Annotated in this window: 20 protein-coding genes; 16 read left to right on the top strand and 4 right to left on the bottom strand. The window is 39.4% G+C overall.

The annotated features are described in order from the left end of the window. Positions 1–450 precede the first annotated feature (450 nt). Positions 451–3081 (top strand): OmpA family protein, encoded by a 2631-nt coding sequence (locus C7972_RS11005; RefSeq protein WP_110356224.1) that lies wholly within the window; start codon positions 451–453, stop codon positions 3079–3081. Between the two features lie 299 nt (positions 3082–3380). Further along, complete coding sequence (locus C7972_RS24305) at positions 3381–3677, top strand: DUF6747 family protein (RefSeq protein WP_110356223.1); 297 nt, start codon at positions 3381–3383, stop codon at positions 3675–3677. Between the two features lie 220 nt (positions 3678–3897). On the opposite strand, the gene C7972_RS10995 is transcribed toward C7972_RS24305, so the two are convergent. The 3 genes from C7972_RS10995 to C7972_RS10985 form a co-directional block, all read right to left on the bottom strand. Continuing rightward, positions 3898–4890 carry a DUF4837 family protein gene (locus tag C7972_RS10995; protein WP_110356222.1) on the bottom strand — a complete coding sequence of 331 codons (993 nt, stop codon included), beginning with the start codon at positions 4888–4890 and terminating at the stop codon, positions 3898–3900. A 12-nt stretch (positions 4891–4902) separates the two neighbouring features. Further along, positions 4903–6540 carry a lytic transglycosylase domain-containing protein gene (locus C7972_RS10990; protein WP_110356221.1) on the bottom strand — a complete coding sequence of 546 codons (1638 nt, stop codon included), beginning with the start codon at positions 6538–6540 and terminating at the stop codon, positions 4903–4905. Positions 6541–6655: 115 nt separating this feature from the next. Continuing rightward, positions 6656–7846, bottom strand: a complete 1191-nt coding sequence (locus C7972_RS10985) for a phosphoglycerate kinase (protein WP_110356220.1) — start codon at positions 7844–7846, stop codon at positions 6656–6658. A gap of 232 nt (positions 7847–8078) precedes the next feature. Here C7972_RS10985 and C7972_RS10980 point away from each other — a divergent pair, with 232 nt between their 5' ends. The 3 genes from C7972_RS10980 to C7972_RS10970 all read left to right on the top strand — a co-directional run bounded on the left by C7972_RS10980 (position 8079) and on the right by C7972_RS10970 (position 10986). Continuing rightward, positions 8079–9230, top strand: a complete 1152-nt coding sequence (locus C7972_RS10980; protein ID WP_110356219.1) for an ATP-binding protein — start codon at positions 8079–8081, stop codon at positions 9228–9230. Positions 9231–9258: 28 nt separating this feature from the next. Next, a complete protein-coding gene (locus C7972_RS10975; RefSeq protein ID WP_110356218.1) occupies positions 9259–9657 on the top strand; it encodes a DoxX family protein in 399 nt (132 codons plus the stop codon). A 543-nt stretch (positions 9658–10200) separates the two neighbouring features. Next, positions 10201–10986, top strand: coding sequence for a patatin-like phospholipase family protein (locus C7972_RS10970; RefSeq protein ID WP_110356217.1), 786 nt, complete (start codon positions 10201–10203; stop codon positions 10984–10986). Between the two features lie 47 nt (positions 10987–11033). On the opposite strand, the gene C7972_RS10965 is transcribed toward C7972_RS10970, so the two are convergent. Then, the gene (locus C7972_RS10965; RefSeq protein ID WP_110356216.1) at positions 11034–12083 is read right to left on the bottom strand and encodes a ferredoxin--NADP reductase; all 1050 of its coding nucleotides are present in this window, start codon (positions 12081–12083) and stop codon (positions 11034–11036) included. A 128-nt stretch (positions 12084–12211) separates the two neighbouring features. On the opposite strand from C7972_RS10965, the gene C7972_RS10960 reads away from it, so the two are divergent. The 11 genes from C7972_RS10960 to atpA all read left to right on the top strand — a co-directional run bounded on the left by C7972_RS10960 (position 12212) and on the right by atpA (position 22427). Continuing rightward, positions 12212–13684, top strand: a complete 1473-nt coding sequence (locus C7972_RS10960; RefSeq protein ID WP_110356215.1) for a DUF5687 family protein — start codon at positions 12212–12214, stop codon at positions 13682–13684. Positions 13685–13696: 12 nt separating this feature from the next. Beyond that, positions 13697–14392: an ABC transporter ATP-binding protein gene (locus tag C7972_RS10955; RefSeq protein ID WP_110356214.1), complete on the top strand. Its 696-nt coding sequence runs from the start codon at positions 13697–13699 to the stop codon at positions 14390–14392. Between the two features lie 246 nt (positions 14393–14638). Next, a complete protein-coding gene (locus tag C7972_RS10950) occupies positions 14639–17182 on the top strand; it encodes a lipopolysaccharide assembly protein LapB (protein ID WP_110356213.1) in 2544 nt (847 codons plus the stop codon). 19 nt (positions 17183–17201) lie between these two features. Further along, positions 17202–17633, top strand: coding sequence for a polymer-forming cytoskeletal protein (locus tag C7972_RS10945; protein ID WP_110356212.1), 432 nt, complete (start codon positions 17202–17204; stop codon positions 17631–17633). Continuing rightward, positions 17611–17841: an AtpZ/AtpI family protein gene (locus C7972_RS10940; protein WP_072860080.1), complete on the top strand. Its 231-nt coding sequence runs from the start codon at positions 17611–17613 to the stop codon at positions 17839–17841. The genes C7972_RS10945 and C7972_RS10940 overlap by 23 nt, the downstream gene beginning before the upstream one ends. After that, entirely contained in the window at positions 17841–18227 is a 387-nt protein-coding gene (locus C7972_RS10935) for a DUF6168 family protein (RefSeq protein ID WP_110356211.1), read from the top strand. Before C7972_RS10940 ends, C7972_RS10935 begins: the two co-directional genes overlap by 1 nt. A 124-nt stretch (positions 18228–18351) precedes the next feature. Next, a complete protein-coding gene (atpB, locus tag C7972_RS10930; protein ID WP_110356210.1) occupies positions 18352–19428 on the top strand; it encodes a F0F1 ATP synthase subunit A in 1077 nt (358 codons plus the stop codon). Between the two features lie 33 nt (positions 19429–19461). Further along, a complete protein-coding gene (atpE, locus tag C7972_RS10925) occupies positions 19462–19653 on the top strand; it encodes an ATP synthase F0 subunit C (RefSeq protein WP_031446173.1) in 192 nt (63 codons plus the stop codon). Between the two features lie 90 nt (positions 19654–19743). Further along, a complete protein-coding gene (locus C7972_RS10920; RefSeq protein ID WP_110356209.1) occupies positions 19744–20244 on the top strand; it encodes a F0F1 ATP synthase subunit B in 501 nt (166 codons plus the stop codon). Positions 20245–20254: 10 nt separating this feature from the next. Next, complete coding sequence (atpH, locus tag C7972_RS10915; RefSeq protein ID WP_110356208.1) at positions 20255–20794, top strand: ATP synthase F1 subunit delta; 540 nt, start codon at positions 20255–20257, stop codon at positions 20792–20794. A gap of 58 nt (positions 20795–20852) precedes the next feature. Continuing rightward, positions 20853–22427, top strand: a complete 1575-nt coding sequence (atpA, locus tag C7972_RS10910) for a F0F1 ATP synthase subunit alpha (RefSeq protein WP_110356207.1) — start codon at positions 20853–20855, stop codon at positions 22425–22427. Positions 22428–22515 lie beyond the last annotated feature (88 nt).

The raw sequence follows: 22515 nt of genomic DNA, 5'->3' as shown, positions 1-22515 counted from the left end.
AATATTTGATATGTTTTTACAAAATAGGTCTGATCATCTTTCTTGAAAGGGACATTCCTTTTTCATTTCTACATAAAAACACCTAATACCAATCGGAATTTTAATATAGGGCGTTCTTCACAACAAGGGTGACAGGGCTAATAATCAAATCCTTTACCTTCGGCCATGGGTCAACATTGGATGGAAATGGAATTTATTAAAGATTTTATACTCATTATTCCTATTTGTAAGGCTCTGACTTTTCCACTTAAATCCTTTTAAACAGCCATTACACCATTGAAAACAGAGGATTCACAACAAATAATTTTTTCGCGGCACTAACCGCTTTAGTTTTAGCGTTGGTAATAAAATATAAGGTATCTGTAATTCCCTAGGGTAGTTTACTATGATAATAACATATGCCGTTATTTTTTGAATATTGGATTCCCAAGATTTTTTAATAGAATAAACATGAAACAACTTCTAACAGCCTGCTTGCTCTTTTTTGCTATTAGTGGCAGTGCCCAAGGAATTAGGAATAAGGCTGCCTCCGATATGGATAAGCGGTTTTCCAATATAGATATAAGTACCAATAATAATTTCAATTCCACTAGCGATAGGGTTTCCCCAGAGGTGTTTGGAAAAAGGGCCTCTGCAAACCATATTAAAAGTAGAACGTTTAAAAACATCAAAGGGGCTGACGAAGGTTTTTATATTGTTTCTGGAGTATTCTCTGATGTGGGCAATGCTCAAAAATTAGCAAAGAAATTGAAGGATAAAGGCTTTGAGGCGGGATATATTAGCAATTCCGGCAATGGTCTTAACTATGTATACCTGAGTAGGTATGATACACTGGATAGTGCTATAGCTGCTTGTAACTCCAAGTTGGATGGTGCTTATACCGATCCATTTTGGTTGATGAACGTGGATAACGGTGGAAAATCCAAAAAAATAGAAATAGACGGACTTGGTACTATTTCAAGTTTACCTTTGCCCAATACCGCATTGGACAAGAATTTGGATCAAGAGGTAAAGGATCATCCCAAAGGGGCCAATGCTCCTGATCAAGATAGGAATTTTGAGCCCAAGGAAAATAAAACCTCGTCCAGGGAGGAATTATCTGTTGAAGAGGTTACTTATGATATGCTGAGCCCCATTGAGGAAGTGGACTTGGCAAGTAATACCAACACCAACTTAAACGCAAATGCGGCACGGCTGATTAAAAAAGCGGATGAATATTTTAATAAAATGTGGTATGCGCAGGCGGCCGAATTATATGAAGAAGCTATAAAAAAGGATGCCAATAATTATTCCTTGGAAATACTTCAAAAGGCAGGGGATGCCCATTACTACAATACCAATATGGCAAAGGCCTATTATTATTACAATATCATTTTTGAAAGATATGAAGAGGAGGTATCACCGGATCAAATTTTCAAATACGCCCATACCTTGAAGGGTACGGGTAAGTATGCCAAATCCAAGAGAATGATGAGACTCTATGACAAAGAGGTTCAAAAAGGCAATGTAGGTTCCAAATTGAATTTAAGCGCAAATCAAAAAGAAACTGTCTTGGACAATATCCTCAATATGGAACTTAAATTTGGACTTAAAAATTTAGCCATAAACACCAAGTATTCGGAATTTTCGCCCATGTTCTACAATGAGGATGAGATTGTATTTGCATCTGCCAAAGACTCCTCCATCTTTAATACCAGACGGTATAAGTGGAATAATCAACCTTATTTGGATCTTTATGTGTCCAAAATAAATAAGGAGTCCCAAGACCTCAAGGAGGCCATTAGGTTTTCTAAGAAAATAAATACCAAATATCACGAGGCATCGGTAACGTTTAGCCCGGATAATTCAACTATGTATTTCACTAGAAATAATTATGGTAAAAAATTAAAGAGGGACAAAAATGGGGTTAACCATTTAAAGATATATACTTCCAGGAAAATTGATGGGGAATGGACAGAAGCCGAAGAAGTACCCTTTAACAGTGATGAATATTCTACGGGACATCCTGCATTGAGCCCGGATGGGAAAAAACTGTTTTTCGTTTCGGATATGCCGGGAACCATAGGGGATACTGATATTTTTGTGGTTGATGTCCTAGGTAACGGAAGATACTCTGAGCCCAAGAATTTAGGCCCTGGAATAAATACCGAACAGAAGGAAATGTTTCCTTTTATCAATGATAAAAAGTTGTACTTCGCGTCTAATGGGCATGTAGGACTCGGCGGATTGGATCTTTACGAAGTTGCTTATGACGAGGAAGGATTTAAAGAGGTAAGCAATATGGGCCAGCCCATTAACAGTAATAAGGATGATTTTTCCTATATCGTGAATGAAGAAAGTCAAAAAGGATATTTTGCCTCCAATAGACGTGGGGGTAAAGGGGATGACGATATTTATTCTTTCGAAAGACTGGTGCCTGAAGAAGTGGTAAAGAATGCTATTTCCGGGGTAGTTACCGAAATGATTACCGGCGATATAATGCCTAAGGCCTTGGTTACCCTTTTGGATGAAAATAATATTAAATTAAAGGAAATGGTTACAGAAGATGACGGTTCCTTTGTCTTTGAAGATTTGGATTCCGATACCAAATACACCATTAAAACAACGAGGAGTGAATTCTTTGAAAATGTGGTTACTGCAGAAACGAAGAAAAATGAAGTTGTAAATGTGGATATTACCATGAAAAAGCTAAAGGAGCTCATAGTAATTGAAGATGGTATAAAAAAGCTTAAGACCGATATGATTTTCTTTGATTTTGATAAATCCTATATAAGAAAGGACGCTTCACTGGAATTGGATAAATTGGTTCAAGTGATGAACGAGTACAAGGATATGGTCATTAAGATTGAATCCCATACCGATTCCCGAGGTCCCGATGTCTACAATAAATATCTATCCGATAAAAGAGCCAAGTCAACTAGGGCGTATCTTATTTCCAAGGGTATTTCGGAAGATCGTATTGAAAGTGCCATCGGGTACGGCGAGGAACGTTTGATCAATGAATGTGGGAATGGAGTTCGATGTAGCAGGGAGAAACACGAACTCAATAGGCGTTCCGAATTTATAATAGTAAAGATGTAATTTTAAGACATACCCATAAACAATAGGGTTATAGCCGCCTTTCTTTTTTTGGAACAGGCGGTTTTTTGTGCTTTCAATTTAATGAGAATACTCATTATTATATAGTTCCATTCAAAGATGCCGGTTAAAAATCCGGTTGTCCATTTATTGGATATTTTTGATTTTGGTTGGAGGTTCTTTTGTTGTTCAAGCCACTGAATTTTACAGTCGGCTTTAAGTAGTAAGCTATCTACATATATATTTAGTTGGATTATTTGGGTTATAGAATTGTAGTTGGCTGGGCGTAGCGGCTTTGATTAATGGTTCAATCCACTTTCACAACGTTTAAACGCCCATTTACAACAAAAAAGTCCGATGAAATACCTAATCATAAAATTTTGAGTTATATATATCTAATAACCAACCATTTAACCAAACCAAATATTATGAAAAATGTTCTATTAATCAGAGAAATTTATTTAGAGGCATTTAGAAACTTGGGTCACGCTTTTATAAAATCCTTTTTTAAGGTGATGAGCTGGTTTTGTTTCGCTAGTTTTTTAATTGTACTCTATGCTTTTATTTTCAGAATTACCACGGGTTTTGCCTTTGATTAAAACCAACAAACCAACCAAACCAGAAAACGCCCGTGAGGGCGTTTTTTTGTTGCCTATAAGCCATTTTAATCCCTGTACAGACTAGGACCAAATCGGGAAACTGGGGCCAATGCTGTTTTAATGCGTTTTTATGGCGTTGGTAATACTATTGAACGATAAGTTGAGTTAAAAAAAATAGGGCCCCTAAAAGGGCCCTAAACAATATTTGTTTGCAATATGATTATTTGCTATCCTGGAACTTTACTGTTTTTAAAATAGCCTCGAGCTGAAACATATCGTCCCTTTTTTCCGTAGCAGGGGCAAAAACAAAACCTTCAATGACCACTTTCCTATTATTTTTATCGTCGTTTATGATATATGTCAGAAAAGGTCCCGCCATAGGATATCCGTTAATCTCCCATATTCCCCTAACTTCGGCAGCCTTTCTATCGGCGACTTCCACAGGAAAAACATAAGGGGCAAAAGCTTTCTCGGTCATCATATAGGTTGTTTTTCCGGGTACATCGGGTCCCGGAATATATTGCTTGCCTATAGAATCGCGCATGGCCACAATATCCTTGACAAAGGTGGAATCGTTTTTAAAATAATTATTGGGAATATCATAGGCAATAATATTCATGCTCCCTTTTTGAATTTGTCTATCGATCCAAATAAAATTATTCTCTTGCTTACCAACTTTATAAATAGAGGGTAGGGACAGGGTTATGCCCAACTTGTCGTTCAATACCGTTTCCTTGCTAAGCGATTTTAAGAATCGCTTTTGTGATTCTTGGATTTCCACCTCCTTAAAAGCTGCAATAATCTCATCGGCTTTGGAATCTAAATTGGAAATAATTTCGTCATCCGTACTCCCTTTGATGACTCCAACCTTTTGGGGAGTGGCATAAACATCGGTTTTAATGTGGGCGAGGCTCAATGTGTCCTTGGCAACAAAAAGTACCGAACGGGTTTGTATAATTGTACCGGAGAATACTTTTTGGGGCATTTGATTAATGGTAAATAAGGGCTCTTCCCAGGAAAGGCCCAGAACAGGTGCTGCAAAATGCTGCCTTACCCGGTCACCAACTTTCCCTTCCCATAACTCATTGTCCATAACAACGGCCAAGGAATTTATGGCACCGATGGATTCTGGTAGATACTTCTTTTTTTCTTTTTCTCCACAGGAGACAATGATTAAACAAAGTAATAATACTACTGCGCCAATTTTTTTCATATAGTTATTTATTTACGAAGAACAATCGCACAATTTTAACTTTGTGCCCGGTTTTATGTCATTACCACTAATACCGTTCCATTTTCGCAAATTATCTATACTAATTCCAGGATATTTTTTAGAAATGGTCCAAAGGGAGTCTCCACTTTTAACCGTATGTACCTTGTTTCCTGCCGCAGCCACTGAGTTTGTTGATTTTTTTCTGGTACTTGCCGAACTTATCGATGAAGGAATTTTTCTTGGGTAAATAGTCAATCTTTGGCCTATTCTAAGATTGTTGCTTCGTAGTCCGTTCCAATTTTTGATCTGGCTAACACCAACTCCGTATCTTTCCGCAATCTTTCCCAAGAAATCACCACTGCGAACCTTGTAGGTAATTTGATCTTTCGACTGCACTATTTGTGGTAAGGGCTCTTCCTTGGATTTCAATTGATTCTGTACATGTGCATAAATGGCCTTCTCATTGGCCACAAATTTCCCCAATGCATCCACTGGGAGCCGCAAGGCATAATTTTTCCCCTTTACATACGGTATAACCTTTAGTTTGTATGCAGGATTTAAAAAGAGCAATTCCTCTTCGCTAACATCTACCAATTCCGAAATTTGATTGAAGGTAATAGTGCTCTTCACATGTATGGTATCGGTCTCAAAATATGGACGGTCCGTAACCTGTCTGGTGAATCCATGTTCTTCCGCATATTCAAAAATATACATCGTAGCTAAAAATGCTGGTACATATCCTGCAGTTTCCCTAGGTAGATTTCTTCTTATATTCCAATAATTCTTGTATCCTCCAGATCTCCTAATAGCTTTGTTTACGTTGCCGGGTCCTGAATTATAGGCCGCCAGGGCCAAATCCCAATCATCAAAGATGTCGTGTAGTTTTTTAAGGTACAAACTTGCCGCCTTGGTCGAATTAATGGGGTCGCTACGTTCATCAACATAACTGCTAACATCCAAATCGTACATTTTTCCTGTGCCATACATAAATTGCCATAATCCAGTGGCACCTACCCTGGAGCGGGCCCTCGGATTTAGTGCCGATTCCACAATAGCCAAATATTTAAGTTCCAAGGGTACATTTTGATTGTCCAATTCTTGTTCGAACAAGGGAAAATAAAACTGGCTAATAGTCAACATCCTACTCATCATATCCCTTTTACGGGTAAGAAAGTATCGTATTACATTTTCCAGGGAAGGATTGTATACAATATTAAAGGGTGTCTTTTGATTTAGGATCTCTAATCTGGCCTTTAAAGTATCCGTGTCTACATTATAATGATATACAGAATCTATTTCCAAGGTGGTAATGTCCTGATAAATGGAATCGAATAAAGAGGAGCTGTCGTACAGTTCCTTCATCCATAGACTATCAAATTTAGCGGTTTCTGGACGGTCCTTTAAATCGTATTTTTTTTGGCCTTTTACCAGAAATAACGGATTGTCCTGAATATCATCCTTGGCTTCCATAGTTTCCATCTGCTCTACACCTTCCATATCCATGGCAGTGGTATCCACCGGAATTTCTTGTGTTTTTAGGACATTAAGGCCTTGCTTGGTACTTGGTATTGAATCAAATTCCTGTGCTACACCTGTAGCCAAGAAACCCATAGACAAAACTCCCAATACAATATATTTGGATGTATACATAAGGTTTGTTTTTTTAAGCGGGGCGGACTAAAATCGTGATTTTTTTCTAAACTTTAAAATTTAATTTTTAAAAGCAGATCAAAACGCAGATAACCCTTATTGGATAACGTTGTATTTACGCCAATATTGCTGCTATTCCAGGTAGTGTTTTACCTTCTAGGCTTTCCAGCATAGCCCCTCCGCCGGTGGAAACATAGCTTACCTTGTCTTCAAAACCAAATTGCTTTACCGCGGCAACGGAATCTCCGCCACCCACTAACGAAAAGGCACCATTTTTAGTTGCTTCATCAATAAAATTACCAATGGCAATGGTACCCTTGGCAAAACTTTCCATTTCAAAAACTCCTATAGGACCATTCCATAAAATGGTTTTCGACTTTAAGATTACTTCCTTAAATATTTCCAGAGTTTTGGGTCCAGCATCCAAACCTTGCCAACCATCCGGAATTTCGTTGGAATTGACCACCTTGGTGTTGGCATTGTTGTTAAAGTCGTCCGCTGCCAAAACATCAATTGGGATGTGCACTTCTACTCCTTTTTTCTTGGCTTTGTCAAGTATTTCCAAGGCCAATTCCATTTTATCATCCTCGCATATGGAATTTCCGACTTTTCCTCCTTTGGCCTTAACAAAGGTGTAGGTCATTCCACCACCAATAATCAGATGGTCTACTTTATCCAAAATGTTTTCGATGATCGTAATTTTTGAGGACACTTTTGCTCCTCCCAAAATGGCGGTTACAGGCTTTTCCCCTGTTCGCATTACCTTTTCTATGGCCTCTATTTCTTTGGCCAACAAGAATCCAAAACATTTACTTTCTGGAAAAAATTGGGCAACTATGGTAGTGGAGGCATGGGCCCTATGCGCTGTTCCAAAGGCATCGTTTACATAAATATCCCCTAGATTGGATAATTGCTCGGCAAAGTTTTTATCTCCTTTTTCCTCTTCAGCATGGAACCTGAGGTTTTCCAATAAAAGAACTTCACCGCTTTTTAATTCCGCCACGGCCTTTTCGGCTATAGGTCCAACGCTTTCGGTTGAGAATTTAACCTTTACACCAAGTACTTCGGATACCTTGTTACAAATGTGCTTAAGGGATAAATCAGGATTTACTTTTCCGTCGGGTCTTCCCAAATGGCTCATTAGTACGGCACTTCCGCCATCTTCCAATATTTTTATGATTGTGGGCTTTGCAGCTGCTATTCTATTATCGTCGGTTACATTAAAATCCGCGTCCAATGGTACATTAAAGTCTACCCTTATTAATGCCTTTTTACCTTTAAAATTAAAATCGTTGATGGTTTTCATTTGCCACTTATTTTTAGAGAATGACAAATGTAAAGATTTATGGGTAGTGTTTAAAGAGACTGTTCCATTTATTTGCATGGCTTATGGGCCAATGTTGATTTTAAAATTGTAAGTGCCTAATGGACAACCTAAATGTTAAGTTGGATTTTCAAAAAGGAACGGCCTGCTTTCTTATAATTTTCAAAGACCCTGCATCGAGTTATTATCGGATAAAAACCGCTATATTTGGGTCATGCTATTCAAGGATATTTTAGGACTTTCCCATATAAAGAACCATCTAGTTTCCAGTGCAGATGCTGGGCGTATACCCCATGCACAATTATTCGTTGGCCCAGAAGGATGTGGTACATTACCAATGGCCATATGTTATGTACAGTACCTGCTTTGTGGCAATATTGATGGGGAGAATATTAACGGCAATAGCGCCTGCAACACCAAGTTTAACTCCTTGGCACATCCAGATGTGCATTTTGTCTTTCCGGTATCCAATTCGGATAAGGTAAAGAGCCATGCCGTTAGTGATCATTATATGGAAGATTGGCGCCAATTTGTAAAGGAGCAGCCCTATGGAAATCTTTTCGATTGGTATAAATTGATAGGGATAGAGAATAAACAAGGACAGATAGGTGTGGACGAGGCTCAGGATGTGGTAAAGAAACTGTCCCTGAAATCATATGAAGGCGGATATAAGGCCCTTATTATTTGGATGGCCGAAAAAATGAATACCGCGACCGCCAACAAACTTCTGAAATTAATCGAGGAACCGCCGGACAAAACGGTATTGATTTTGATTGCAGAAGATGAAGAACAAATAATTCAAACAATTAGATCTAGATGCCAAATATTGCATTTCCCGAGGCTGGCAGATGAGGCTATTTCACAGGCTTTGATAGACAGGGGAGTTTCCAGGGAGGACGCCCATAGAATATCCCATGAAGCCAATGGCAACTTTAATAAGGCCCTCGATTTCATGAACAACGATTCCGAGGATTTGGTATTTGAGAAGTGGTTTGTCCAATGGGTCAGAAGCGCCTTTAAAGCCAAGGGCAACAAGGCTGCTATCCATGATCTTATCTCTTGGAGCGAGGTGGTGGCAAAGACGGGTAGGGAGACCCAGAAAAAGTTTTTGAATTACTGCATGTCCGTAATGAGGCAGGCTCTTTTGATCAACTACAGTACCCGCGAACTGGCTTTTATGAGGATTCATGTGGAGGGATTTCAATTGGAAAAATTTGCCCCATTTGTTCATGAAGGTAATATTGTTCCCATTGTGAAGGAATTGGAGGACGCCATTTATCATATTGAAAGAAATGGCAATTCCAAACTGATACTCATGGATCTATCCATAAAATTAACCCGATTGCTGCACAAAAAGGCAGCTTAAATTAATGGTATAACAAAAAGCGACATATATGACCAACGTATTAACTTATCCTACAGAACTTCTTCTTCTCCTTTTTTTGATCATTACCTTTCTTCAAAGTGCATTGGATAAAATATTGGATTGGAAAGGCAATTTATCATGGTTAAAAGAGCATTTTTCCCAAACCTCTTTTAAGAATGTGGTTCCCTTATTAATGGGTACTGTCATGGTTGCGGAAATTATGGCGGGGATTCTTTGCACCATAGGATTTTATATGCTCATCGTTCAGGGCAATGGATCTGTTGCCTTGGCCGGTGCCATTCTTTCATGTATAGCCTTGTTGATGTTGCTACTGGGGCAGCGTGTGGCCAAGGATTATGACGGGGCAAGGACCATAGCCATTTACTTTATTCCGGCTATTTTTTTGGTATTTCTATTGAACACTTAATGATTAACGGTTACTTGTTGTACCGGGGCCAATAAAGGGTATAAAGTCATATCAATTAGCTGGATTTATTTTGTTTCCTATAGACTTTTGGCATAGTTCATTCCCATAAAGTAGGGGGTGTTGCTTTTTAAGCCTAACCTACCGATCGGTTTGTTTTGTTCCCGATAATGATTTGGTTTTGTGACCATAAATCCGACTTATGGAACCAAAGGGTCGATAAAAAGTGGAAATCCAGTAAAATTGGCCCCGACCTGGAACATCCTACCAACTGGGTAGTTTGTAGATCAGTATTTATTAGTGAAACTCAATTTTGAGAAGTCGGTAAGACGCACTTAAAATTGCAAGTTGAACTAATCCCGCCTTTTTCGGCGGGATCTAGGTTCAATACCTGGACCCTAGGGTCGATTCCCATTATGGGGTTCAGGGCCTGCCCTGAGGTTTAATACCTTTTATTTCTGATTGAAATTTTAAAATATGAGGTGATATAGGTAATTTTGAGCGCCTGATTAGTGGTTACTTTAGTGCTGTTAAACTCTGACAGAAATGGATTTATCGGAAATAAAATCAAAATCGGTAGGGCTGGTGTTGTCCGGAGGGGGTGTAAAGGGTATGGCACATATAGGGATGATTCAAGCCCTTAATGAATTTGGCATTAGTACGCGAGCCGTTTCCGGTACTAGTGTCGGGGCCTTGGTTGGGGCCTTGTATGCCAATGGTAATACTGTTGCGGAAATGTTACAGTTCTTTAAGGAAACCCCCCTCTTCCGTTATCATTTTGTGACGATTTTGAAGCCCGGCTTGTTGGATACGGACAGGTATTTTGACCTGTTGGCACGCTATTTTCCTGGAAATGCCTTTGAATCCTTACAGCGCAAGCTTTATGTAGTGGCTACCGACTTGCAGAAAGGGGATGAGAAAATATTTTCTAAAGGGGAATTAATTAAACCGTTGTTGGCTTCAGCGGCATTACCCCCGGTTTTTAGTCCTGTGGCCATTAATGGGCGCCTATATGCCGATGGCGGTATAATGAACAATTTCCCTTATGATGAGGTTGCCCTTACATCAGATTTTGTTATTGGGAGTAATGTTTCCGGAATCAAGGAAATTCCCAAAGAAGGAATAAAATCGTCCTTGCAGTTGGCCAATAGAACCACTTCGTTGATGATCTATGCCATAAATCGGAACAAGGTAAATAAATGCGACCTGTTGTTTGAGCCAAAAGCCTTGGAGCTCATAGGCATATTGGACAAAAAAGGTATTGAAAAAGCCTATACCATTGGTTACGAACATGCCGTAAGGGTAATGGAACAGGTATTTAAGCAGACTTAGTCGTTTATGTAGTAGGGACTTGACAATAAACAAACAACCCTAAGTATTTACACATCGTCATAATCCACTGTTAGAGTAGGGGTTGTGGGATGCGCCTGACAAGTGAGGATCAATCCTTCCGCTATTTCACCGTCCGTTAGAATTTGGTTCTTTACCATGTCGGCCTTTCCTTCCTTGATGCGGGCAATGCAACTGCTGCATACTCCGCCTTGACAGGAATAGGGAGCGTCTATATTTTCCTTAAGGACGGCATCCAATACCAAGGTACCTTTGTCCATGGACAGGGAAAATTCCTCATCGTCCACAATAACGGTTAGTTGTGTTTTTCCTTCCAATTTCTCAGGAAGCTCATCCTTTATTTCCGTGGTGGTAAACAATTCAAAATGAATCTTATCCTCTGCGATGCCCTTTTCCTTTAAATTTTCGGTCACCAACTGTATCATTGCCTCCGGACCACACAGATAGTAATCGTTAAAATCAAGATCTTTATGTTTGTTTTTTAAAACATAGTTTACGGTAGAGGCGTCTATACGTCCAAAAATGGATTCGTCCTCCTGGGTTTGGCTCAAAATAAAATAGATGTAAAACCTATTGGTATATTCTAGTTGAAGCTTCACCAAATCGGTATAAAACATGGTTTCTTTATAGGATTTATTCCCATATACCAGCACAAAATTGTTTTTGGAATTGGATTCCAATACGGTTCTGGCAATACTCATGATCGGAGTAATACCGCTACCCGCAGCGAAGGCCACAACGTTTTTTGGATTAGGAGAGGGTTTAAAAACAAATCGGCCTTCCGGCGGCATTACTTCCAATACGTCCCCTACCTTAAGTTTATTATGTGCAAAATCTGAAAATCCCCCCTTGTCCACTTTCTTTACACCAATGGTAATGCCCTCACACTTGGGAGAGGAACTAATGGAATAGGCCCTGCGCAATTCCTTGCCCTTAATTTCCTTTTTAATGGTGATGTACTGACCTGCCGTAAAGGTAAAGGTCTGGATCAGTTCTTTAGGAATGGCAAAGGTTATTGCAACTGAGTTTGGAGTAAGCGGTTTAATTTTTTGAACGGTAAGCGAATGAAAGTGGGCCATATTAAATCTTTGATGCAAAATTAAGCAAAGCAGGGAGGATTTAAAACGTGAAATTAAAAAAATACCAGCTGTTTGTAACAAATACTCTAAATTGGGCACTAACCTAACAGGTTAAACTATCCAAAAGCATGTTAAAGCTCTTTCTTACGCTTGAATGGAAATCCTTTTTTAGATCTGCCTCTTTTAAAGCCAACCTTGCTATAAAGATTTTTATGGTTTTTGGGGCACTTTATTTTATGGCCGTATTCCTGGGTCTTGGAATAGGGGCTTTTTATATTATTGAAAGGCAAGGATGGGGAGACCCGCTCTTGGTAGTCAATCGGTTCATGATCTATTATTTGGTGGGGGATCTTTACATTAGGTATATGCTGCAAAAAATGCCAATTACCAATATAAAACCCTTGCTGTACCTTCCTATAAAAAAAAGTAGAGTGGTGGCATATTCATTGGGGAAGACGGTATTTTCCTTTTTTAATTGGTCACATGCCTTTTTCTTTATTCCCTTTTCCGTGGTACTATTGGTAGAGGGCTATTCCCCTCTGGGCACCATGGGTTGGCATTTGGGTATCATGGCCTTGTTTTTCTGTAACAATTTTATAAACGTACTGGTCAATAACAAGGATAATGTTTTTTATATGCTGCTGGGCCTTTTCTCGTTCTTGGGAATTTGTCAGTATTATGAAATGTTCAATATTACGGTATACACCGCTCCATTTTTTAATGCACTTTATCAGCTACCATGGATGGCTTTGTTAGCATGGGGATTGCTAATAGCATTGGTTTCTAATGCCTTTCTTTATTTTAAAAGGCATATGTATCTCGATGCCGGATTGGCCGGCAAGAAATCTTTGGCCAAAACCGAAGACTATGTTTGGTTGAACCGTTTTGGGAATCTGGGTACATTTTTAAAGAACGATATAAAATTGATTAAAAGGAACAAGCGGTCCAAAACCGCTGTTATTATGAGTTTTTTCTTTATTTTTTATGGACTTTTCTTCTTTACTGGTGCTGTAGAGGCTTATGACGGTCCGATTTGGAAGATATTTGCAGGTATTTTTATTTCCGGCGGGTTCTTATTCAGTTTTGGACAGTTTGTGCCCAGTTGGGACAGTTCGTATTATCCTTTAATGATGAGTCAGAATATTAGGTACAGGGAGTATTTAACTTCCAAATGGTATTTGATAATCATAGCTACCTTGGTAAGCACTATTCTAGCCTCCTTTTATATATACTTTGGTTGGGATGCCTATTTAGCAGTTATTGTAGGGGCCGTTTACAATATTGGGGTCAATTCTTATTTGGTACTATGGGGCGGGGCCTATATTAAAACGCCCATTGACCTAACATCGAATAAAAAGGCGTTTGGTGATAAACAGGCTTTTAACGCGAAAACCTTGCTATTGACATTGCCTAAGTTATTATTGCCCCTTGGGATTTATGCCCTGGGCCATTATCTGATCAGTCCAACTGTGGGCTATATTTTTGTTGGGATGGCAGGCATTATCGGATTTGGTTTTAGGAATAGGGTATTTGCCTTGATAGAGGGGATATACAAAAAAGAAAAATATAAGACCATAGCGGCTTACAAACAAAAAACATAAAAGGATATATTTATGATCACAGTCCAAAATTTAACCAAAAAGTACGGGGAATCCATTGTACTTAATATTGAAAATTTGGAAATCCCCAAGGGTCAAAGTTTTGGTTTGGTAGGTAATAATGGGGCCGGGAAGACTACTTTTTTTAGTTTAATGCTCGATCTTATCCAGTCGACTACCGGGCATATCATTAATAACGGGGTGCAAATAGATGCCAGAGAGGCATGGAAACCTTTTACGTCGGCATTTATAGATGAAACGTTTTTGATCGGATACCTCACCCCAGAGGAATATTTTTATTTTATCGGGGAACTAAGAGGTAGGAACAAGGCCGATGTGGACATACATCTGGAGGGGTTCAAGGATTTTTTTCACGATGAAATTTTGGGTCAGAAGAAATATTTGAGGGACTTATCCAAGGGAAATCAAAAGAAGGTCGGAATTGTAGCCTCGTTCATTGGTGATCCCGAAGTAATCATATTGGACGAACCTTTTGCCAACCTGGATCCAACCACCCAAATAAAGCTAAAAGGTATTATCAAGGATTTGGCGGCCAGTAAGGAAGTTACCGTTTTGGTGTCCAGTCATGATCTTATCCATGTTACGGAGGTTTGCGAGCGGATAGTTGTGCTTAACAAGGGAGAGGTGGTAAGGGATATCCAGACCTCCATGGAAACCCTGAATGAGCTGGAAGTGTTTTTTGGAGGATAAATGGGCTCTGAGCCTATGAGCCCATTAACTATCCAAACTATTTTAGTATTTCCCTTCATTATAGTTTTGTGCCTGTTTAACGAACGGCAACCTTAAATTGTCTTTTTATCCTGTATTTGGCCCCTGATCAATTCTTTGGACAGGTTCGGAATTATCGAGTAACTAAAAATAATGCAGTTTTTATCGACCAACTACATAATAATCCGGTCGTTTTTAAGTTAAGGATACGTACGAATACATAGAATTTTGAAGCTTCGCAATAGACTTATATTTTCAGTTGTTTTTGGAGGATTGGTTTTTAATGCCTGTTCTACCAAGAAAGATGCCTTTTTAAACCGGAATTGGCACGCCCTAAATACCAAATATAATACTCTGTATAACGGTAACATTGCCTTTGAGGAAGGGCGGGAGGGTCTCAATGCCGTTTATCAGGATAATTATTGGGAAATATTGCCAGTGGAGCGGTTGGAGGTTACAGAGGATATCAAATTGGATTCAGAAGACAATAACCCTAATTTCCTTATTGCTGAGGAAAAGGCGACCAAAGCCATACAAAAACACAGTATGGACATAAAGGACGAGGAGCGAAATCCGCAGACCGATGAAGCTTTTTTGCTTTTGGGCAAGGCCAGATATTTTGATCAGCGCTATATGCCTGCCTTGGAATCCTTTAATTATATTCTAAATAAATATACACAGAGTGATAAGCTTAACGAAGCAACCATTTGGAGGGAGAAGGTAAATATTCGGCTCGAAAATGAAGAGCTTGCACTGAAGAACTTAAAGCGTTTAATTAAGCAGGAATATTTAAGCGACCAGGAATATGCCGATGCCCGGTCCATGATGGGTCAGGCCTACATCAATCTTAAGATTGCGGATACCGCCATTCAGCAGTTAAAGATTGCATCGGCATACACCAAAAAAAATCCGGAAAAGGGCCGCTACCTTTATATTATTGGCCAGTTGTACAATCAATTGGGGTATAAGGACAGTGCCAATTATGCCTTCGATAAGGTAATCGACCTAAATAGGAAATCGCCCAGGGTATATATGATCAATGCCCATTTGCAAAAAATTCAGAATACAGAACTTACCGATGACAATAGGGAGGAAATGTTCGAGTATCTTACGGAATTGGAGGAAGACCGTGAAAATAGGCCCTTTCTAAATAAAATATACAGACAGATAGCAGAATTCCATTTGGCAAATAAATCCGATAGTTTGGCCTTGCTATATTACAATAAATCCTTGCGAGCCACACAAAATATGCCTCAATTGAACGCCTTGAACTATGAAAATTTGGCGATTTATAATTTTGATCATAACAAATACAAACCTTCCGGGGCCTATTATGACAGTGTTTTGCAAAATTTAAATGAAAACACCAAGAAGTATAGGGAGGTTAAAAAGAAACTGGACAACTTGGAAGATGTTATTAAATACGAGGAGGTGGTTCAGTACACGGATAGTGTAATTACTTTGTTCGAGTTTTCAATTGATGACAGGGTATCCTATTTTGAAGAGCATATTGCCCAATTAAAGGCCGTTGCTGAAAAAGAAAGAAAGAAAGAGGAAAATATGGCCAATGCCGGTTTTGCCAGTTTTAGTAAATCGAAAGGAGGGAAGGAAAACAAGGGCAAGTTTTATTTTTATAATATAACTACCTTGGGTTATGGTAAGAACGATTTTAGGACTAGATGGGGGAAGAGAACCCTGGAGGACGATTGGCGCTGGTCCAACAAATCCAAAGCCCAAAATATGGAGGAAAATGCAGGGAATCCAGGCAATACGGCATTGAATAGTGTTGCCTCGGTGGGAGATGAGGAAAAATATAGTGTAGCGTTTTACCTCAATCAATTACCAACGGACCCAGAGGTGATAGACAGTTTAAGGACCGAGCGCAACTTCGCCAATTATCAATTGGGGTTGATTTATAAGGAGAAATTTAAGGAAAATCTTTTGGCAGCGGCTAAATTGGAGAGTGTACTAAATTCCAATCCAGAGGAGAGATTAATAATCCCATCCAAATACAACCTGTACAAGATATACGAGGAGTCCGGAAGTAGTCTGGCAACAGATATGAAATACGACATTATTAGGAATCATCCTGAATCCAGATATGCAGAAATCCTTTTAAACCCACAAGCCGTATTAACGGGAAGTGCCGATAGTCCGGATGCCAAGTATCAACGTTTGTACAAAAAGTTCCAGAACCAGGAATTTTTACAGGTAATTACAGGGGCTGAAGAAAATATCAGTAAATACACAGGGGATCCCATAGTGCCAAAATTTGAAATGTTAAAGGCCAATGCCATTGGAAGATTACAGGGTTTTGAAGACTTTAAGGAGGCGTTGAACTATGTGGCCCTAAACTATCCCAATAATCCTGAAGGGAAAAAGGCTCAGACCATGGTGGCGGAGCAATTGCCAAAATTGGAACCGAAGGTTTTTTCCACCGAAACAGAATCTACAGGAACTGGAAATTGGAAAGTCGTATTTCCGTTTAAAATCAGGGACGATAAAAGAGCGCTTAGGCTCAAGGAACTTTTGGAGAAATCTTTGGAGGATCTAAAGTATAAGAATGTGGTCTCAAAAGACATTTATAATTTGGAGGATCAATTTGTAGTGGTTCATGGCTTTAAATCCAAGGACTTTGCCCTAGGCTACGCAGAATTGATAAAAAACAACAAGGATTACAGGATCGATGATGAGAATTTCGTAATTTTATCCAACAACTACAAAATAATTCAAGTACATAAGAATATAGCAGATTATAAAGCCCAGCAATAAACCCCAAAACCTTAGCAAAATGTTTTCAGATAACAAAAAACCTCGTGTTATGACAGAATTAGGCGGACAGCCCAACAGAATTGAAAAGAATACCAAAATAAAAGGGGACATTGTCTCCGAGGCCGACTTTCGGATTGATGGAAAATTGGACGGCAACGTAAAGACTTCGGGAAAAGTGGTCATTGGTATAGATGGCTATATTCATGGTAAAGTAGAATGTGTCAATGCCGATATTGAAGGTAATTTTAACGGAGAGTTGATCGTGGCCGATCTCTTGTCCCTAAAATCTTCCGCTGTCATTGAGGGTACTGTTATAGTATCCAAATTAGCGGTTGAGCCCGGTGCTACCTTTAATGCATCCTGTACAATGAAGGGCAAGGAAGGGAAAGGCACCGTAAATAGCCCAACAAAACATTCGGTAAATACCAATGAGCCAGCAAAAGCCTCCTAAAAATAACAATGGTTTAAAAAATGCAGCTATCTTAACAGGTGTTGCCATTGAAATGGGTGGAATCATTTTCTTGGCTGCCCAGGGAGGAAAGTGGTTGGATGAATATTTTGAAATGGAGTCAAAGACCTTTGTAATTGTCCTTACTTTATTGGGAGTGGCGGTTGCAATTTATTTGGTTTTGCAGCAATTGAAACGCATAAAATATTAATGTCCAAGAATAAATTTCTTTTTACTTTTTACCTCTCCCTGGTTCTTTTGAGCTTTTTGGTTTTTTGTCTTCACCTCCTCATACTGTATTTGTTCGGATTTCCTTTATTGGACCATATGATCGTTTTGGCCTATTTGCTAAATGTAGTACTGGCCTTGATCATATTTTCGGTGCTTTATTGGTTTCGGGAGAAATGGAGAGATCAGATCGGATTTCTTTTTTTAGGGGGAAGCATGCTCAAGTTTTTATTTTTCTTTCTCGTTTTTTATCCCTTCTATAGCGCAGACGGGAACATGCAATCTTTGGAGTTTACCACTTTTTTTGTTCCCTATTTGGTGTGCCTCCTTTTGGAGACAATCTTTACTGCCAGAATGTTAAATAGTTAGCTTCAATTTTGTTTTCCATATTACTTTTAAGTTATGGCCCAAAATAAACCGTTTAATGCTTTTTTCTTTTTGAGATAAAAGCGTACATTTGCACGGATTTTTTGAGACCGATATTTTAAGCGATATGCAAAAACCATTTTACGTTAAAGTTCTTTTAGTTGTTACACTTCTTCTGGGTATCAATGCTTTCGCACAGGAAAAGGACCATTCGTCCAGCGAGGAAAAAGGAAGCCTAAAAAACGAAATCAAGGAATTTATAGGACATCACTTGTTGGATTCCCACGATTTCACCCTTTTCACCATAGATGAGGAAAAAAATGAACACGTAGGATTTCCGCTCCCCGTAATTTTATGGGATAACGGTCTAAAGGTGTTCTCATCTTCCAAGTTTCACCATGGGGAATCTGTGGCCGAAGTGGATGGGAATCATTATGCACTGTATCATGGTAAAATAGTGAAGACCGATGCCGAAGGAACTATCAATTACGATGAAGATCATCATGCTACCAATGCAAAACCATTGGATTTTTCCATTACCAAAAACGTGGTTTTTATATTTTTAGTGGCAGCTTTAATGTTTTTCTTGTTTTCCAGAATGGCCAAGTCTTATAAAACCAACGCGTTGCCAAAAGGAATTGGACGGTTGTTGGAGCCGATTATTCTATATATACGTGATGATATTGCCATTCCAAATATTGGAAAGAAACATTATAAGAAATACATGAGTTATTTGCTTACGGTATTTTTCTTTATATGGATCATTAACCTTTTGGGGCTTACCCCTCTAGGAGTAAACGTTACCAACAATATAGCGGTAACCTTTGCTTTGGCCATCCTTACCTATTTGATTACTACGTTTACGGCCAATAAAAATTACTGGAAGCATATTTTTTGGATGCCCGACGTACCTGTCTTTATGAAGATAGTCTTGGCTCCTATAGAACTTTTGGGAACTTTTATCAAGCCTTTTTCCCTAATGATTCGTTTGTATGCCAACATCACGGCTGGTCACGTGGTTTTAATGAGTATTTTGGGAATGATGTTTATCTTCAAAAACTGGATAGGGAGTCCGTTGTCATTTGGTTTGGCATTCGCACTTTCTTTGTTGGAGTTGTTGGTAGCGGCTTTACAGGCCTATATTTTTACGATGTTGTCCGCCCTGTATTTTGGTTCGGCCGTTGAGGAACATCACGATCACTAAGAGTAGAATGTTTAATAATTAATTATATATATTATGGAAATCCCAACTATTGTAGGAGCTGGTTTGATCGTTATCGGTGCTGGTTTAGGTATTGGTAAAATTGGTGGTTCTGCTATGGATGCCATCGCTCGTCAGCCAGAGGCTTCCGGTAAGATTCAAACAGCAATGTTGATTGCTGCGGCTCTTATTGAAGGTATTGGTTTTGCTGCGCTTTTCGCATCTTAATCAAACACAACAAAGCAACAGCTATAACGGTTGGTTATAGCTGTTCTTTTACCATTAAAAGTTAAACGTTTACATTTCATATATTAGGACATGGAAAAATTAATAGAGCAGTTTTCATTTGGATTGTTTTTTTGGCAATTGTTATTGTTTATAGCAGTGCTTCTCTTGTTGCGTAAATTTGCGTGGAAACCTATTCTTGATGCCGTTGAGGATCGCGAATCAGGAATTAAGGATGCCTTGGCCGCAGCGGAGAATGCCAAAAAGGAGATGCAAAACGTTACTGCCGATAGCGAGCGGCTATTGCAAGAGGCACGCGTTGAACGTGAGGCCATGATAAAGGAGGCTCGTGAAATGAAGGAGAAAATTGTTGCCGATGCCAAAGATTTGGCACAGGCAGAGGCAGATAAAATGATCAAGCAGGCACAACTTGCCATTGAAAGTGAAAAGAAAGCTGCCGTAGCCGATATTAAAAACGAAGTGGCTACCTTGTCCCTGGAGATTGCTGAAAAAGTAATTAAAGATCAGTTTTCCGATAAGGCCAAACAAATGAAGTTGGTAGAGGAAATGATCGGGGACATTAAGTTAAATTAGGGATTTGGATATGAACGAAGCTAGAGCAGCCGTACGTTACGCAAAGGCAATTATGGACTTGGCGGTAGAAAATAAAGCTACCGAACAGGTGGAGAAGGATTTCCGCAGTATTTTATCTACTATTGCTGATAGCAATGAACTTCGGGAAATGTTAGGGAGCCCGGTTTTGCAAGGCGAACTTAAAAAGCAGGCCTTATCCGAAATCTTCAAGGGAAGCAATAGCGTTACCGAGGGACTTATTTCCACCTTGGTGGATAATAAGAGAATTTCAATTCTGAACGATGTGGCAGAGAAGTTCATCATTTTAAATGAAGCTAGAAAGGGGCAGGGGGTTGCGAAGGTTACCACAGCGGTTCCCCTAAGTGCCGAACTTGAGAAAAAAATATTGACCAAAATAGTTCAACTCACCGGCAACCAATCCACCATAGAGAACAAAGTGGATGAGAGCATTATAGGAGGGTTTATTTTGAGGGTTGGAGATTTGCAGTATGATGCAAGTATTGCCAATAAATTGAGTAATTTAAAGAGAGAGTTTACAAATAGTCTATAAATAATTTTTTTGGTCGGCCTTGGGTTTCAAGGAAGTCCTAATCTTATATCTATAACAAATGGCAGGAGTAAAAGCCGCTGAAGTATCAGCAATATTAAAGAAACAGTTATCGGGATTTGAAGCATCAGCTTCATTAAACGAGGTGGGTACCGTTCTACAAGTAGGTGATGGTATCGCTAGGGTTTATGGATTATCTAATGTCCAATATGGGGAATTGGTAGAATTTGAAGGTGGACTTCAGGGGATCGTTCTAAACTTGGAAGAGGATAACGTTGGTGTGGTATTGTTGAGCCCATCCAGAAATATTAAGGAAGGTTCGGTTGTAAAACGTACCCAGACCATTGCCTCCATTAAAGTTGGTGAAGGTATTATTGGTCGTGTTGTAGATACATTGGGAGCACCTATAGATGGTAAAGGCCCAATAACTGGTGAATTGTATGAATTGCCATTGGAGCGCAAGGCGCCTGGAGTTATTTTCCGTCAGCCGGTGACAGAACCATTGCAAACAGGAATAAAGGCTATCGATGCTATGATTCCTGTGGGTAGGGGTCAGCGTGAGCTGGTTATTGGTGACCGTCAGACGGGTAAGACTACCGTTTGTGTGGATACTATTTTGAATCAAAAGGAATTTTACGATGCAGGGGAACCTGTATATTGTATATATGTTGCCATAGGTCAAAAGGCCTCTACAGTAGCAAACATTGCAAAGACCTTGGAAGAGGCAGGGGCTTTGGCCTATACTACCATTGTAGCTGCCAATGCTTCCGATCCTGCTTCCATGCAGGTATATGCCCCTTTTGCCGGAGCGGCAATTGGAGAATATTTTAGGGATACGGGTAGGCCTGCTTTGATCATCTATGATGATTTGTCAAAACAAGCGGTTGCCTATCGTGAGATATCATTATTGTTAAGACGTCCACCAGGACGTGAGGCTTACCCTGGAGATGTTTTTTACCTTCATTCAAGATTGTTGGAGCGTGCGGCAAAAGTAATTGCAGATGATACTATCGCAAAAAATATGAACGATTTGCCAGAGGTATTGAAACCAATGGTAAAAGGTGGAGGTTCTTTGACAGCCTTGCCCATTATTGAAACCCAAGCAGGGGATGTTTCCGCTTATATTCCTACCAACGTAATTTCGATTACCGACGGTCAGATTTTCTTGACCCAGGATCTTTTCAACCAAGGGGTGCGTCCAGCGATCAACGTGGGTATTTCTGTATCCCGTGTTGGGGGTAATGCCCAGATAAAATCAATGAAAAAGGTGGCCGGAACCTTAAAATTGGATCAGGCACAATTCCGTGAATTGGAAGCATTTGCCAAGTTCGGTTCAGATTTGGATGCCGCGACCTTGAATGTTATTGAAAAAGGACGCAGAAACGTTGAAATTCTTAAACAGGCACAGAACGATCCTTTTACTGTTGAAGATCAGGTAGCGATTATTTATGCTGGTTCCAAGAACTTGTTGAACAAGGTTCCTGTAGAGAAGGTAAAAGAGTTTGAAAGAGACTATCTGGAGTTCTTAAATGCCAAGCATAGGGGAGTTTTGGATCAGCTTAAGGCAGGAAAGTTAACAGATGAGGTAATAGATGTTTTAAGCTCTGTAGCCAAAGATCTATCCGCTAAATATTAATAAAGTATTTTATCTGTCTTTTTGATCCAAAAAGACAGATAAAATTGAATAAATGAATGTCTAACACAGTATTCCTCTCCTAAGGGGA

The organism is Arenibacter sp. ARW7G5Y1, from assembly GCF_003201775.1.
GTDB lineage: Bacteria > Bacteroidota > Bacteroidia > Flavobacteriales > Flavobacteriaceae > Arenibacter.
Note: the sequence above shows the minus strand (reverse complement) of the source record. Positions and strands in the feature narration are given on the sequence as shown.